The organism is Luteibacter sp. (assembly GCF_036499525.1).
Taxonomy (GTDB): domain Bacteria; phylum Pseudomonadota; class Gammaproteobacteria; order Xanthomonadales; family Rhodanobacteraceae; genus Luteibacter.
Genome location: NZ_DASYDO010000078.1, coordinates 1 through 14,540, shown reverse-complemented (window position 1 = coordinate 14,540; position 14,540 = coordinate 1). Strand labels below are relative to the sequence as shown.

The 14,540-nt window shown below is 65.1% G+C and carries 14 protein-coding genes and 2 pseudogenes; 2 read left to right on the top strand and 14 right to left on the bottom strand.

All coding sequences use genetic code 11. From position 1 onward, the window contains the following. Positions 1-54 precede the first annotated feature (54 nt). A complete protein-coding gene (locus VGM71_RS16595) occupies positions 55-648 on the bottom strand; it encodes a malonic semialdehyde reductase (RefSeq protein ID WP_331547196.1) in 594 nt (197 codons plus the stop codon). A 96-nt stretch (positions 649-744) separates the two neighbouring features. On the opposite strand from VGM71_RS16595, the gene VGM71_RS16590 reads away from it, so the two are divergent. Beyond that, positions 745-1,737 carry a mitochondrial fission ELM1 family protein gene (locus tag VGM71_RS16590; protein ID WP_331547194.1) on the top strand — a complete coding sequence of 331 codons (993 nt, stop codon included), beginning with the start codon at positions 745-747 and terminating at the stop codon, positions 1,735-1,737. A 111-nt stretch (positions 1,738-1,848) separates the two neighbouring features. Here the strand turns inward: VGM71_RS16590 and recG are convergent, their stop codons facing one another. The 4 genes from recG to rpoZ all read right to left on the bottom strand — a co-directional run bounded on the left by recG (position 1,849) and on the right by rpoZ (position 7,104). After that, positions 1,849-3,966 (bottom strand): ATP-dependent DNA helicase RecG, encoded by a 2,118-nt coding sequence (recG, locus tag VGM71_RS16585; protein WP_331547192.1) that lies wholly within the window; start codon positions 3,964-3,966, stop codon positions 1,849-1,851. A 16-nt stretch (positions 3,967-3,982) separates the two neighbouring features. After that, a complete protein-coding gene (locus VGM71_RS16580) occupies positions 3,983-4,366 on the bottom strand; it encodes a RidA family protein (protein WP_331547190.1) in 384 nt (127 codons plus the stop codon). Positions 4,367-4,520: 154 nt separating this feature from the next. After that, on the bottom strand, positions 4,521-6,701 hold the full coding sequence (locus VGM71_RS16575) for a bifunctional (p)ppGpp synthetase/guanosine-3',5'-bis(diphosphate) 3'-pyrophosphohydrolase (RefSeq protein ID WP_331547188.1): 2,181 nt from the start codon (positions 6,699-6,701) through the stop codon (positions 4,521-4,523). Between the two features lie 112 nt (positions 6,702-6,813). After that, positions 6,814-7,104, bottom strand: a complete 291-nt coding sequence (gene rpoZ / locus VGM71_RS16570; RefSeq protein ID WP_331547186.1) for a DNA-directed RNA polymerase subunit omega — start codon at positions 7,102-7,104, stop codon at positions 6,814-6,816. 176 nt (positions 7,105-7,280) lie between these two features. Between rpoZ and VGM71_RS16565 the strand changes: the two genes are divergently transcribed. Further along, a complete protein-coding gene (locus tag VGM71_RS16565; protein WP_331547184.1) occupies positions 7,281-8,108 on the top strand; it encodes a VacJ family lipoprotein in 828 nt (275 codons plus the stop codon). A 130-nt stretch (positions 8,109-8,238) separates the two neighbouring features. Here the strand turns inward: VGM71_RS16565 and VGM71_RS16560 are convergent, their stop codons facing one another. The 9 genes and pseudogenes from VGM71_RS16560 to VGM71_RS16520 form a co-directional block, all read right to left on the bottom strand. Further along, on the bottom strand, positions 8,239-8,544 hold the full coding sequence (locus VGM71_RS16560) for an STAS domain-containing protein (protein ID WP_331547182.1): 306 nt from the start codon (positions 8,542-8,544) through the stop codon (positions 8,239-8,241). Further along, complete coding sequence (locus VGM71_RS16555; RefSeq protein ID WP_331547180.1) at positions 8,541-9,218, bottom strand: ABC transporter substrate-binding protein; 678 nt, start codon at positions 9,216-9,218, stop codon at positions 8,541-8,543. The genes VGM71_RS16560 and VGM71_RS16555 overlap by 4 nt, the downstream gene beginning before the upstream one ends. A gap of 20 nt (positions 9,219-9,238) precedes the next feature. Next, a complete protein-coding gene (gene mlaD / locus VGM71_RS16550) occupies positions 9,239-10,114 on the bottom strand; it encodes an outer membrane lipid asymmetry maintenance protein MlaD (RefSeq protein WP_331547178.1) in 876 nt (291 codons plus the stop codon). 58 nt (positions 10,115-10,172) lie between these two features. Then, a complete protein-coding gene (gene mlaE, locus VGM71_RS16545; protein WP_331547176.1) occupies positions 10,173-10,940 on the bottom strand; it encodes a lipid asymmetry maintenance ABC transporter permease subunit MlaE in 768 nt (255 codons plus the stop codon). After that, positions 10,937-11,749, bottom strand: a complete 813-nt coding sequence (locus VGM71_RS16540) for an ABC transporter ATP-binding protein (protein ID WP_331547174.1) — start codon at positions 11,747-11,749, stop codon at positions 10,937-10,939. The genes mlaE and VGM71_RS16540 overlap by 4 nt, the downstream gene beginning before the upstream one ends. Then, positions 11,746-12,363: a guanylate kinase gene (gmk, locus tag VGM71_RS16535; protein WP_331547225.1), complete on the bottom strand. Its 618-nt coding sequence runs from the start codon at positions 12,361-12,363 to the stop codon at positions 11,746-11,748. The genes VGM71_RS16540 and gmk overlap by 4 nt, the downstream gene beginning before the upstream one ends. 258 nt (positions 12,364-12,621) lie before the next feature. Beyond that, positions 12,622-12,819, bottom strand: a pseudogene (locus tag VGM71_RS16530) (transposase); the annotation flags it as partial. Next, positions 12,800-13,363: a hypothetical protein gene (locus VGM71_RS16525; protein WP_331547172.1), complete on the bottom strand. Its 564-nt coding sequence runs from the start codon at positions 13,361-13,363 to the stop codon at positions 12,800-12,802. The pseudogene VGM71_RS16530 and the gene VGM71_RS16525, both read right to left, overlap by 20 nt. Before the next feature lie 3 nt (positions 13,364-13,366). Further along, positions 13,367-14,540 (bottom strand): annotated as a pseudogene (locus VGM71_RS16520) (hypothetical protein); the annotation flags it as partial.

Below are 14,540 nucleotides of genomic sequence, written 5' to 3'. Positions count from 1 at the left end.
GAAAGTGGGAACTGCCAGACGACGGCGGGACCGGGTGGTCACCGCGGGAAGGGATCAGAGAATCCGGGCGACTTCGTCGAATTCGAAACGGGGCGAGCGGGGGAACAGGTTCGTGCCGGCATCGCCATAGCCGATATTTACCAGGAAGTTCGCCTTGATCTGCGTGCCGGCGAAGAATTCCGCGTCCACGCCGGGAAAATCGAAGCCCGTCATCGGACCGCAATCCAGCCCCAGCGAACGGGCGGCCATGATCAGGTAGGCGCCCTGCAACGTACCGTTACGAACACCGTGCTCCTGGATCGCCTGAGCGTTTCCGGCGAACCAGCTACGCGCATCGGCATGCGGGAAGAGCTTCGGCAGGTGCTCGTAGAACTCGAAGTCGGTGGCAACGATGGCGGTGACCGGGGCGGCCATGGTCTTCGCGGAATTGCCCTCGCTGAGGTACGGCTTCAGGCGCTCCTTTGCGTCCTTCGATTTGATGAAGCGAAGGCGCATGGGCGACATGTTGGCCGACGTGGGGCCCATCTTCGCCAGTTCGTAGATGCGATGGATCTGCTCGTCGGTCACTTCCTTCGGAAGCCAGGCGTTGTAGGTACGCGCGGTGAGGAAGAGCTGGTCGATGGCGGCATCGGTCAACGGGACGCTCATAGGTATCCTTGTAGAGTGGGGGTCGCCGGCAGGTCCGGCACCCACACAGTTTAAGCGTCACAATGCCGTTGTGGCCGGTCAGCCAGGGAACGAACTGTGCCGAAATCGACAACAATCGAGCCAATCGGCACGTTGCCGCCGGAGTCCTGCTGGGTACTGACCGACGGTGCCGCCGGCAACCGGCGACAGGCCCTGGCACTGGCCGAGGCCCTCACGCCATCGATCCGCGAGATCGTGGTGGGCCTTCGGGCGCCGTGGTCGTGGTTCGCGCCTCGCGCCCTGCCTGGGGCCCGGCTGGCGTTGGGCGGCGACGACGACAGCCTGCTTCCGCCATGGCCGAAACTGGCGATCGGTTGTGGCCGCGAAGCCGCCTGGGCCACCCGGCAGATCCGCCGTTGGTCCGCCGGCGCGTGCCTGACCGTGCAGATCCTCGATCCCCGAATCGACCCCTCGCACTGGGATCTTGTCGTCGCGCCCAGGCACGACCGGCTGCACGGCGACAATGTGCTCAATCCGCTCGGCTCCCTGAACCCCATCGACGATGCCTGGCTGGCCGACGGACGGGAGGCCTTCGCGCCTTTCGCCGCCTTGCCAGGGCCGCGGCTGGGCGTGCTCATTGGCGGCGCGCGAAGAGGGACGCCGTTCGACGGGTCCGCGAGCGAGGCCTTCCTTGCCGCGGTGCGGGCACGGCATGCGGCGGATGGTGGCTCGGTGCTGGTGGCCGCGTCCCGGCGCACGCCGGGTTCCATACTGCCGCGCATCCGCGAGGCGTTCGCGAACCTGCCGGGCGTGGTCTGGACATGCAGCACGGATGGTCCGAATCCCTACCCCGGCATCCTCGGCTGGGCCGACCGGCTGATCGTCACACCCGATTCGGTGAACATGCTCTCCGAGGCCTGCGCGACGGGGCGGCCGGTGCATACGTTCGTCTCCGCGCCCTTGCCGGGGAAGCTGGCGCTGTTTCATGCGGAGTTGCGCGCGGTCGGGCTGCTGCATGACATCGATGAGGTGACGGCGGAAACGCAGCAGCCGCTCCGCGAGACCGACGCGATCGCCGCGGAAGTACGCCGGCATCTGGGCCTGGCCTGACATTTGTAGGAGCGCGCCTTGCGCGCGACAGCTTTTCGCGAGACGCATCAGGTCCTGTTCCTCACGGCCTCAAAAGCTGTCGCGCGCAAGGCGCGCTCCTACCACCGGTGCTCAGGCATCGACGTAGCGCGCCGCGTCGCCTACCCAGCGGGCGATGAGGCGTTCGCAGCGGTCGGGGTGGTCTTTCATCATGGCCTCGGCCACGCGTTGCACGTCGGGCATGAGGTGCGCGTCGCGCGCGAGATCGGCGATGCGGAACTGCAGCTGGCCCGTCTGCCGCGTGCCGAGGACTTCGCCGGGGCCACGCAGTTCGAGGTCTTTCTCCGCGATGCGGAAACCGTCGTTCGTCTCGCGCATCACCTGCAGCCTCTCCCTGGCCAGCCGCGACAAGGGCGTCTGGTACAACAGGACGCAATTCGACGCGACGGAACCACGGCCGACGCGGCCACGCAACTGATGCAACTGGGCAAGTCCGAGGCGTTCGCTGTTCTCGATCACCATGAGGCTTGCGTTGGGCACATCCACGCCCACCTCGATGACGGTGGTGGCGACCAGCACGGCGAGTTCGCCAGCCTTGAACGCGTCCATGATCGCCTGCTTCTCCTTGGACTTCATGCGCCCGTGGATCAACCCCACGGCCAGGTCGGGCAAGGCCGTGATGAGTTCAGCGTGCGCCACTTCGGCGGCCTGCGCATCGAGCTGCTCGGACTCCTCGATGAGCGTGCACACCCAGTACACCTGGCGTCCCTGCATGCACGCCGCATGGATGCGCTCCATCACGTCGTAGCGGCGCTCGGCCGAAATCGCCACGGTCTGCACCGGCGTCCGCCCGGGTGGGAGTTCGTCGATGGAGGAGACATCCAGGTCGGCATAGGCGCTCATCGCCAGCGTGCGCGGGATCGGCGTGGCGGTGAGCACGAGCTGGTGGGGGATGAGGTCGCCCTCGGCGCCCTTGTCGCGCAGCGCAAGGCGCTGGTGGACGCCGAAGCGGTGCTGCTCGTCCACGATGACCAGGCCGAGGCGCGAAAACGCCACGCCTTCCTGCATGAGCGCATGCGTGCCGACCACGACGTGCGCGCTGCCGTCCGCCGCATGACCCAGCGCGCTCTTGCGCGCCCTGCCCTGCACCTTGCCGGCCAGCCATTCCACCTTCAGGCCGAGCGGCTCGAGCCATGCGCGGAAGTTGCGCAGGTGCTGCTCGGCCAACAGTTCCGTCGGCGCCATGAGCGCCACCTGGTATCCACTTTCCACGGCGGCCACGGCGGCAAGAGCGGCCACCACGGTCTTGCCGCTTCCGACGTCCCCCTGCACGAGGCGAAGCATGGGATGTGGGCGCGTGAGGTCGCGCGCCACTTCGTTCGACACGCGCGCCTGCGCACCCGTGAGCGCGAACGGCAGCCCTTCGAGCAGGCGATCCCGCAACGTGCCGGCACTTTTCAACGCGGGCGCCTTGCGCTTCTTCACCGCCGCGCGCATGCGCCGCAGGGTGAGGTGCTGGGTGAGCAGTTCCTCGAAGGCGAGACGCTTCTGCGCGGGATGGCGTCCTTCGCCAAGCTGGCGCAGGTCGACCTCCGGCGGTGGCCGGTGCACGTAGAGCAGCGCGTCCCGCAACGAGGTGAGTCCGGGCGGAAGATGCACGCCTTCGGGAATCAGTTCGAGCCTGTCGTCAGCGGGCAGGTGCGCCAGCGCGCGGGAAACCACGCCTGCCAACCGGCGCGGCCCCAACCCTTCCGTGGTCGGGTAAACCGGCGTCAGCCGCTCGTCCACGACCACGGGCTCGTCGGCCTCGATCCGCTGGTACTGCGGATGCACCATCTCCAACCCCTGCGCACCCTGGCGTACTTCGCCGAAACAGAGTAGACGCGTACCCCTTGCCAGCTGCTCTACCTGCGCTTTGCGGAAGTGGAAGAAGCGCAGCAGCAACGCGCCGCCGGACGCGTCGCCGACGATCACCTTCAGCTGTGGCCGAAAGCGGAAGCCGCGTTCGACGACGTCGACGAGACCCTCGACCTGCGCGCGATCGCCCGGACGCAGGTCGGCGATGGGCAGGACGCGGGTGCGATCCTCGTAGCGCAGCGGCAGGTGGAACCAGAGGTCCTGCACGGTGCGCAGGCCCAGCCTGCCGAGCGTTTCGGCAAGCGCGGGCCCCACGCCGCCGAGCGTGGTCAGCGGCGCGCGACCCGGATCCGCCGGAGCGGCGATTGGCGCGGGCGTGCGGCTGCTGGCCACGGGAATTGCCGGAACCTCAGGGCAGGACGAGGATGGCGTCGACCTCGACCTGTGCGCCCTTCGGAAGACCGGACACCTCGATGGTGGAGCGTGCCGGGTAAGGCTGCTGGAAGTACTCGGCCATGACGGCATTGACGGCGCCGAAGTTGCCGAGGTCCGTGACGTAGATGCCCACGCGCACGATGTCCGAAAGTTTCCCGCCCGCCGCGTCGGCCACGGCCACGAGGTTGTCGAAAACGCGGCGCGTCTGCGCCGTGATATCGCCCTCGACGAGGTTGCCGGTGGCGGGATCGAGCGGGATCTGACCGGAGAAATACACCGTGTTGCCGGCGCGCACGGCCTGCGAGTACGGGCCGATGGCCGAAGGTGCCTTGTCGGTGGCAATGGTGCTGCGGGTCATGGGCGTTCCTCGATGGGTTATCCGGAGAGTCTATCGAGGTTGGGCGGCGCGTTGTAGGAGCGCGCCCTGCGCGCGACATGTTTTGAGGCCGTGACCTGGAGCTGGCGCGAGTCTGTTGACAGCGGCGAAAACCTGTCGCGCGCAAGGCGCGCTCCTACAACGGGTGGCGGTACACGCCGCTGACGACGCCGGTGCGGCGAACCCGGCGCATCACGTCGGCCAGGTGCTTGCGGTCCTTCACCTCAATGGCGAACAACAGCGTGGCCGCCGTGCTGTCGCGCTCGATGTATTCCACGTTCTCGATGTTCGAGCCGGCATCGGCGATGGCTGCCGCGACGGTGGCGAGCACGCCAGGGCGGTTGAGCACCTCGATGCGCAGTTCGGCACGGTAATCGCCCGTGACGTCGCGATCCCATTCGATGGCCACGATGCGTTCCGGCGTCTTCCGGAACTCGGCCACGTTCGGGCATTCCACGCGGTGGACCACGATGCCCTTGCCCGAGGAAAGGAAACCGACGATCTCGTCCCCCGGCAACGGATGGCAGCAGTTGCCGAAGCTGAGCACGCCACGCTCGGCACCGGTGATGCGGATCTTCTCAGCGGAATGCTCGCCGGCGACCGGCGCATGGTCGTCGCGCGGGCCCAGGAGATTCACCAGTTGCGTGGCCACCTGGTCGGCAAACCGGTTGCCCAGGGCGATCTCGGACAGCAGTTCCTCGAGGCGCTTCAGCTTGGAGTCCTCGAGGAAGCGATCCAGCGTGGCCGCCGGCACCGCGTCGAGGCTGAGGCCGCGCGCGTCGAGTGCGCGATCGAGCATGCGGTGGCCGAAGTCGACGGCATCCTCATGCTGCAGGTGCTTCAGGTACTGGCGGATCGCGGTGCGTGCCTTACCGGTGACCACGGCCTCGAGCCATGCCGGATTCGGCACCGCAGACGGTGCGGTGATGATTTCCACCTGCTGGCCGGACACCAGGCGCGTGCGCAGCGGCACGAGCTTCTTGTCGACGCGCGCCGCGACGGCATGGTCGCCCACGTCGGTATGCACCGCGTATGCGAAATCGAGCGCGGTGGCATTGCGCGGCAGCGAGAAGATCTCGCCGCGCGGCGTGAACAGGTACACCTCATCGGGGAACAGGTCGATCTTGACGTTCTCGAGGAACTCGGACGCCGACGGGGTGTTCGCCTGGCTGTCGGCCAGCGCGGAAAGCCATTCGCGCGCACGCGCCTGCGCACTGTTCGCGGGACCGGAATCGCTCTTGTACGCCCAATGCGCGGCGACGCCGCGCTCCGCCACCGACTCCATTTCCGAAGTACGGATCTGGATCTCGATGGGGGCGCCGAACGGACCGAGCAGCACGGTGTGCAGCGACTGGTAGCCATTGCCCTTGGGAATGGCGATGAAATCCTTGAAGCGGCCGTCGACGGGCTTGTAGAGGCCGTGCACGGCGCCGAGCGCCATGTAGCAGTGCATCGCCGAATCGGTGATGACACGGAAGCCGTAGACATCCATCAGCTGCGCGAACGACTTGTGCTCATTGCGCATCTTCGAATAGATGCTCCACGCCGATTTGATGCGGCTGACCGCGCGGCCAGGAATCTTCTCCGCCGCGAGGCGGCCCTCGAGGGCCATCTCGATCTTCGCCATGGCCTCGCGGCGGTTGCCGAGGGCGGCGCGGATGCGCTCTCCGATGATGCGGTGGCGGTCGGGATAGAGCGCCTTGAAGCCGAGATCCTGCAGCTCGGCCTTGAATTTGTTCATGCCGAGACGCTGGGCGATCGGTGCGTAGATTTCCAGCGTTTCGCGGGCGATGCGCCGGCGCGACGTGGCGTCCTTCGCGCCGAGCGTGCGCATGTTGTGCAGGCGGTCGGAAAGCTTGATGAGGATGACGCGCAGGTCGCGCGCCATCGCCAGCAGCATTTTGCGGAAGCTTTCCGCATCGGCCTCGGCGCGGCTGGAGAAGCGCATCTTGTCCAGCTTGGTGACGCCGTCGACCAGTTCGGCCACGGTTTCACCGAAGGCGCCGGCGAGTTCGTCGCGGCCCAGGCGGGTGTCTTCCAGGGTGTCGTGCAGGATGGCCGCGATGATCGTCTCGGCGTCGAGGCCGAGATCGGCGAGTACGTGAGCGACCGCCACGGGATGCGTGATGTACGGCTCACCGGATTTGCGGGTCTGGCCTTCGTGCGCGGCGGCGCCGACCAGGTAGGCGCGACGGATACGCATGACCTGCTCGTGCGGCAGGTAGGCACCCACGCGCTCTTCCAGTGCCTGCACATAAGGGGGCACGGGACGGTCGTCGACCACGTCGGTCAGTTTTTTCGCAGGGATGACTTCCATGGGAGCACCTCCGGCCTTCAGGCGACGGAGCCTCCCGGGCGCGGCCTCACCGGCCGCGCGTCAACGTGCGCAGGATGCGGATGATTGCGGGGCCGACAGCGACCCGGCGTCATCAGTCATCTCCGCCCTTCGAGAGGTCGTCGTCCACTTCCGTGGCGGCCCACTCGAGGGCTTCACGCTCGGCCCGTTCGCGGGCGGCGCGGTCGATCTCGTCGATCATTTCGTCGTTGACGCGGCGATCGGCGATCTCGCGCAGGGCGAGCACGGTGGGTTTGTCGGTGCTCGGATCGAGCGTGGGTTCGGCGCCCTTGGACAACTGGCGGGCGCGCTTGGTCGCCATGAGCACGAGCTCGAAGCGGTTGTCGACTACCTCGAGGCAGTCTTCGACGGTAATACGGGCCATTTCAAATCCTTGACATCAAAGACACTTCTGGTTGCGCAGTGTACCGGCCCTGCCCGTTGGCTGGCAATCGGGGGAGGGGTATCATGCCCGGTTCTGACCAGGACGGACGGCGAGTGGTGCAAATAATAAAACCGCGCGGTACAATAAAGAACCGCCCCATCCCTAAAGTCGCATCGATGCACCCCAGAACCCTGCCCCGGATGGTCCGTACCGCGTTTGGCGCCCTCGTTGTCGCGTTACTGGCCGCCTGTCACGTCGCCCCGCCGCGTACCGACGACCCGAACGAGAAGTTCAATCGCAAGGTCTACGCCTTCAACGACCAGCTCGACAAGGCGGTGATCCGCCCTGTCGCCGTGGCTTACCGGAAGGTCACCAACCCGCCGGTGCGTACGGCCATCAGCGATTTCTATACGAATATCCGCCTGCCGATCACGGTGGCCAACGACCTGCTCCAGGCCCGGCCCAAGCAGGCGCTGCAGTCCAGCAGCCGCTTCGTGGTCAACCTGACCATCGGCTTCCTGGGCTTCAAGGACCCGGCCAGCCTGCTCGGTCTCCCGCTGGAAGAGAACGACTTCGGCGTGACCCTGGCCCAGTGGGGCGTGCCCGAGGGCGACTTCCTGATGCTGCCCTTCGTCGGCCCGACCACGGTCCGCGATGTCTGGCGCCTGCCGGTCGATAGCTACTTTTTCGACCCTATCAGCTACTACTCGCGCAACCACGACTTCAAGTACGGCCAGCAGTACGTGCCGCAGGTTCTCTACCTCGTCACCCTTCGTTCGCGCGGTATCGACGCGGAAGGCTTCCTCGCCTCGGCCTACGATCCTTACGTGTTCATTCGCGACGCCTATCGCCAGCAGCGGCTCTACAAGAACTACTACGGCAATCCGCCGCCGGAAGCCATCGAGCAGATGCAGGGCCTGAACGACAGCAAGGACTTCGACCCGGACAAACTGCTCGAAGAGCAGCACACCTGGGAACGAAGGAACGGCGAAGAGCCGGAATGACAAAAGGGCCCCTCGAGGGCCCTTTTTTTTGCCTTCCGTAGGAGCGCGCCTTGCGCGCGACATGTTTTGGGGCCATGAGCCACAGGACCTGCCGCTTCCCGCGAAAGACTGTCGCGCGCAGAGCGCGCTCCTACGGGAGGGCGAGGAGGGAATCGACGCCCGAGACGCGGGCCAGGGCCTGCAGGCCCGCGGGCGTGTTGACCACCGAAAGTGACCTGCCTTTGCCGCGGGCATACGCCAGCAGGGCCAGTACCGTGGCCAGGCCAGCGCTGTCGGCCTGACCGACGCCGGCCAGGTCAAGGGCGACCTGGCCGCCCCGGTCCAGCTCGGCGCGGCCGGCGCTCAGGACTTCCGACGCGGTGGCGAACGTGAGGGCGCCGGAAACCGCGAGGGTTTCCGGCGCCGGATGGCTCAACTGGAACGCCCGCTGGCTCACTGCTTCCCGCCGCCTTGCTGCTTCATCTCGTCGATGGCCACCGAGCCCTTCTGCTCGAGGTCAGCCGTGAGCTTGTCGAGGCCTTCCTTCTTGATCTCCGCATCGACCTGGTTGCGGTAGTTAGTGATGTACGAGATACCCTCGATGATCACGTCGTAGGCCTTCCAGTCGCCGCTCTTCGACTTGCGGAATGCGTAGTCGACCGACACCGACTTGCCGTCGTCGAGCATGACCTGGGTGCGAACCACCGTGCGCTTGTTATTCAGGTCGCCATTGAACGGCAACACCTTCACGCGTCCGCGCGTATAGTTGAGCAGGCCTTCCGCGTAGCGGTGGGTAATGGAGTTGTAAAAGGCCTTCGCAAAGCGCTCGCGCTGCTGCGGCGTGGCCTTGCTGGCGTTCTGCCCGAGAACGAGGATGGACGCGTAATCGATGTCGAAGTGCGGAAGGAACACATCGTCGATGACGGCGATGAGTTTTTCCTTGTCGTTCTTAAGTTCCGCCTGGTGACCGTCGATGGCCTTGGCCAGCTCGTCGGAGATCGTGGCGACGATCGCCTGGGGGGCCTGCGAATCGGCCGCGGCTGCCGGTGCCGGCGCGTCCTGCGCGAGAACGGGCACGGATGCCGCCGCGGTCACGGCGAGGGCGATGGCAAGGGAAAGCTGACGCAACATGCAGTGTCTCCTGGGCCGGCTTATTTCTTGCCGGTGTTATCGGATGAGGCGGCGCCCTTGGCGCCACCGGAGGTATTCTCGCTCGGCGAACCGTTCACCAGGAACTTGCCGATCAGGTCTTCCAGCTGGAGCGCGGACTGCGTGAGCACGAAGCTGTCGCCTTCCGCCAGGTATTCCGGCGAGCCGCCGGGCTGGATCGCAACATACTGGCTGCCGATCAAACCGCTAGTGAACACCGCGGCCGAGGAGTCGTCCGGTATCTGGGAGTAGCGCTTGTCGATCGCAAGGGTCACGGTGGCCTCGACGGCGCCTGGCTTGACCACCACCGACTCGACGCTGCCGATCGGCACGCCGGCCATCTTCACCGCGGCGCCCGGCTGCAGGCCGCCGATGTTGGTGAAGCTGCCGGTCACGTGGAACGTGCCACCCAGCCGGTCGGGCGCGCTGCCGCCGCCGAAGAACTTGCCGATCATCTCCTCCAGCTGCTGCGCCGGACGGGTCAGGCCGATCTCCCCGCCTTCCTTCACCGGGGACTTCGACCGGCCGAACTGGATGCCCACGTACTGGTCGCCCAGCAGGCCGCTGGTGTAGATCGTGGCCACCGAATCCTCGGGGATGTCCTTGTGGCTTTCGTCGATGGCGAGGGTGACCTTCGCCTCCTCCTTGCCCGGGACCAGGTCGATGGCCTGCACCGAACCGACGCGCACGCCGGCGACCTTCACCGGAGCGCGGACCTTGAGCTGACCCACGTTGGCGAAGCGCGTATCCACCGTGTAGGTGGCGCCGCGGTTGGTGTTCGCCACCGAGGTGGTCTGGGTGGCGAGGTAGGCCAGGGCGGCGAAGCCGAGCACGATAAACAGGCCGGTGCCGACGGCATAGGAACGTCTCTGGGTCACGGCACGATCCTCGGATGGGCGATGGGGGAATGAGTGGTCATGGCGGGTCTCCGGCGCCTCAGATCAGGAACGAGGTGAGGACGAAGTCCAGCGCCAGGATGGCGATGGACGAGGCCACCACCGTGCGCGTCGTCGCATAGGCGACGCCTTCACTGGTGGGCGGGGTGGTGTAGCCCTGGAACACAGCGATCAGCGAGACCACGATGCCGAAGGCGATGGACTTGAGCAGCACGCCGTCGATGATGTCCTTATGGACATCGACGGTAGCGGTCATGTTCGACCAGAAGGTGCCGTTGTCGATGCCCAGCCAGGTGACGCCGACCAGGTGGCCGCCGAACACACCCATGGCGCAGAACACGACGGCGAGCAGCGGCAGGGCCACCACGCCGGCGAGGAAGCGCGGCGCCACCACGTAAGCGATGGGATCGACGGCCATCATTTCCATGGCGTCGAGCTGATCGGTGGCGCGCATGAGACCGATCTCCGCGGTGACCGACGTACCGGCGCGGCCCGCGAACAGCAGCGCCGTGACGACGGGGCCGAGCTCGCGGTAGATGGCGATGGCCACGACGGTGCCGGTGGCGGAGGTGCCGCCGAAGATCGAGAGCACGTCGTACAGCTGCAGGCCCAGCACCATGCCGACGAACAGGCCGCAGGTCATCACGATGGTGAGGCTCATGGCGCCGACGAACCAGATCTGCCGGATCGTCTCCCGGCCGTGCCGGAAACTGCGCGGAATGGCCGCCAGGATCGTCAGGAGGAACAGCCCGCAGGCGCCGATCTGCGCCAGGCTGCGAACGACGACGTTGTCGTCCCTGCTGGTCATGCCTTGCCTCCGGGGAAACCGAGCGCGGTGGCATAGTCGCCCGCGGGATACTGGAACGGCACCGGGCCGTCGGCCTCGCCACCGAAGAACTGCGCCGTCCACGGCGAACCGTCACTGGCCAGCGTGGCCGGATCGCCCTGCGCCACGACCTTGCCGTTGGCGATCAGGTACACGTGGTCGGCCACCTTCTGCACGGCGGCGAGCTCGTGCGCCACCAGCACGCTGGTGATGCCCAGCGTCTCGTTCAGCGTGCGAATCAACAACAGCACCTGGTTCAACGCGATGGGATCCAGGCCCACGAAGGGCTCGTCGTAGAGGATCAGCGCCGGATCGAAAACGATGGCGCGGGCGAGCGCCACGCGGCGGGCCATGCCGCCGGAAAGCTCCGTGGGCATGAGGCGCGCCGCACCACGCAAGCCCACCGCCTGCAGCTTGTTGAGCACGATGTTGCGGATGAGTTCTTCCGGCAACTTCGTATGCTGGCGCAGCGGGAACGCCACGTTCTCGAACACGTCGAAGTCCGTGAGCAACGCGGAATTCTGGAACAGGTAGCCGATCCGCTCGCGCAGTTCGAACAGCTTTTCGCGAGACAGGGCAGGCACGTTGCGGCCGTCGACCTCGACGCTGCCCGCATCGCCACGCATCTGCCCGGTGATGTGCTTCAGCAGCGTGGTCTTGCCGGTGCCGCTGGGACCCATGATGGCCGTGACCTTGCCACGCGGGATGTCGAGGTCGAGGTTGTCGAAGATGGTCTTGCCGTTGAGGACCGTGGTGAGTCCGCGCACGCGGACGATGGCGTCGTCGGTCATGGGGCGATCAGCTCCTCGATCAGCGATTCGTGGCGGCGTGCCGAGAGCGGCGAGCGCAGGCGCACGGCGCGCACGATCGCCCGGAGATCGCCCAGCGCGTCTTCGAAGCGATCGTTCACGATGATGTAGTCGAACTCGTGCGCGTGGGCGATTTCCTCGCGCGAGTTGAACAGACGGCGCTCGATTACCTCGGGGCTGTCGGAGGCGCGGCCACGCAGGCGTCGTTCCAGTTCGACCCGCGACGGCGGCAGGATGAACACGCTGACGCAGTCGGGCTTCCCGCTGCGCACCTGGCGCGCGCCCTGCCAGTCGATCTCGAGCAGCACGTCGCGGCCCTGGTCGAGGGAGCCCTCGACCACCGTGCGCGAGGTGCCATAGAAATTGCCGTGCACCTCGGCATGCTCCAGGAAGATGCCATCGGCGATTTCACGCTCGAAGTCGGGCCGCTCCACGAAGAAATAGTGCCGGCCGTATTCCTCACCCACCCGGGGTGGGCGCGTGGTATGCGAGATCGACAGCGAGATGTCCGGCTCGCACTCGAGCAGCGCGTTGACCAACGTGGACTTGCCCGCGCCGGAGGGCGCAGCCACCACGAACAGGGTGCCTTCGGTCATCCGCGGGTAACTCGTGGGGGGTACATGGCTCGCTCCCGGTGGCACCGGCGCACCGAACGGGTCGGTATCGGCACGCATCCTGTTGTACAAACGGGGATTGTACCGGGTTTCGGGGTGGGGTTCGCCACAGCCCGTCGGCCCAAGGAGCAGCGGAGGTTGCCTCGGATTCCTGCACTCTGGCGGAGCTAACAATTGATCGACAACCCGTTAGAACGCGCTGCCCAGCGACGTTAGTATGGCCCTTCCATTAGACCTAGCGGCTCGTTGCACGTCATCGGGTCTAGCAAACGCCGCCTTCCAGGCATACCGGCCGTGGCTCGTGATGCCCAAACGCCGATCAACCTCAGCCACCGACCTGCCGTGCTCGGTTACCTGCCTCACAGCATCGATCTCGAACTTATCCGTATACGGCTTCACTGATACGATCCTCAAGCATCTAACCCTCCATGGAGCCATTGCAGTCACCATCAATGTCGTATCCGAGATAGCCGTATATGTGTTTAACAACGACCTGTCCTCTAGCCGCCATCAAATAGATGTGAATACCCTCTGAGCTAAAACAGGAATCGATGGTATATGCCTCGCCCTGGTCACTTCTCACGAGCAACTTTTCATTCTCTGCGGTGACGAGTGGGGCGCGAACAACGATCATCAATCCACCGCTTTGGCGGGCCAACTGATCGGATGTCGTGATGTCATAAATGAATGTCGAGGCATGATCGGACGGGTCGTCCGGGCTACTGAGGAACGCCAAGTTAGTTTCAACCTTAGATCCTTTACCAGTTATCGAAGCGCAGCAGAATACTTTCTTGCTGGCCTTACCTGGCAGCAAGGCGAACAGTCTGTCGCCCGATGCCAGCGTCCCGTCCACTGTATAAATAACCTGCCTTCCTTCTGGAGAAGTCGTTATAACTCCGATCACCGGATGGCTTTGAAGATCACCAATAGCCAGGGTGAATATCCATATGACCAGCGCGCGGCGGATGTTAGAGATAGTCAATTATCAACGCCCGTCATCTGACCAATGGGGCGGATCGGTCCGCAACTTGATGACTCCATAACTATCGCCCAGTTCGGCCAACGCATTCTGATCCGGAATAATCGCGGCTTCTCCGTTCTTCTTTCGAAATGATCTTCCAACATAGTTACTAATACTCATATCTATGGCTCGGCCCTCCGTATGCCGACTCGTTAAGCTTGGGGGATATCTGATAGCGTAAATCCTCACCATGTCTTGAGCCGCGGAGCGTGAGGCAGCCAAGTCGACGTTCCCATTCGAGTCTTCATGGGCCCAATCGATCTTAACGCCCTCTCTCAACGGTACGTCCGAGGGATCGAAGCCGCCAGCCACTTTATGCGCGTAGTGCATGAGGTAGGCACGCTCCGGTGGACGTAATGTGGCGGCAACGGAAACCTTCGCGCCGCCCTCCTCAAGAACCGCAACAAAATCTTTCACGTTCTCACGAAATGGCGAAATGAGGTCATCGAGACTCGTACTTGTAGGAAAGCACGGATGCCAGTGACTTCCACTCTTAACTAGTGCCTCCGGCTTGCCTGTTACATGCGCGGAAATAAAATTATCGATCCACCCAAACGGATGGATATGATGCACCTGCGGATCCTGCGGAAACGTATCGATCTTGCTGGCGACTTCATTCCACCAGCCGCGTTTGTTCTGCCGTTCGCGCTCGCCCTTCCAGTCGTGGTTCATCAGATCGTCAAGTGCCGCCCAGCGTTCCTCATGCGGGCTCCAGTGGCTTTCGAATCGCACGATCATCCGGCTCAGCGCATGGGCCAGTAGCGGTTTGGTCCGCGCCGCGGCGATGTCGCGGCCGTGGATGTGGCCGTTCTTTTCGGCACTCTCGTCGATGGCCCGCTCCAAGGCCACGATGAGGTCGCTGTGCGCTAGCGCGTTGGTCGTCGCGGTAAAGCTCTGTTCGTCGTCGGGACGGACGAGGCCGGTGATCACCGCATGGCGCTGGAAGGCTTCCAGCAGCGAAAAGGTCGCGCCATCGACGAGCTGGAAACCCGGCCACGCCTGCGGGCTCTGCCAGCTGACGCCGGCCATGCCTTGGTCGGCGACCCAGACCTCGAGCGTGCCGCCTTGCGCGCTGATGTCGACCTTCCACCAGCGTACCCCTTCGGGGTCCGTCGTCTTCCGGTCCGCCGGCAGCGCA

Excerpts from the sequence above, each read along its gene's own strand:
- VGM71_RS16580 (WP_331547190.1), bottom strand. The coding sequence starts at position 4,366 with ATGACCCGCAGCACCATTGCCACCGACAAGGCACCTTCGGCCATCGGC.
- VGM71_RS16575 (WP_331547188.1), bottom strand. The coding sequence starts at position 6,701 with ATGGAAGTCATCCCTGCGAAAAAACTGACCGACGTGGTCGACGACCGT.
- gmk (WP_331547225.1), bottom strand. The coding sequence starts at position 12,363 with ATGACCGAAGGCACCCTGTTCGTGGTGGCTGCGCCCTCCGGCGCGGGC.
- rpoZ (WP_331547186.1), bottom strand. The coding sequence starts at position 7,104 with ATGGCCCGTATTACCGTCGAAGACTGCCTCGAGGTAGTCGACAACCGC.
- VGM71_RS16565 (WP_331547184.1), top strand. The coding sequence starts at position 7,281 with ATGCACCCCAGAACCCTGCCCCGGATGGTCCGTACCGCGTTTGGCGCC.
- VGM71_RS16540 (WP_331547174.1), bottom strand. The coding sequence starts at position 11,749 with ATGACCGACGACGCCATCGTCCGCGTGCGCGGACTCACCACGGTCCTC.
- mlaE (WP_331547176.1), bottom strand. The coding sequence starts at position 10,940 with ATGACCAGCAGGGACGACAACGTCGTCGTTCGCAGCCTGGCGCAGATC.
- VGM71_RS16595 (WP_331547196.1), bottom strand. The coding sequence starts at position 648 with ATGAGCGTCCCGTTGACCGATGCCGCCATCGACCAGCTCTTCCTCACC.
- VGM71_RS16555 (WP_331547180.1), bottom strand. The coding sequence starts at position 9,218 with ATGTTGCGTCAGCTTTCCCTTGCCATCGCCCTCGCCGTGACCGCGGCG.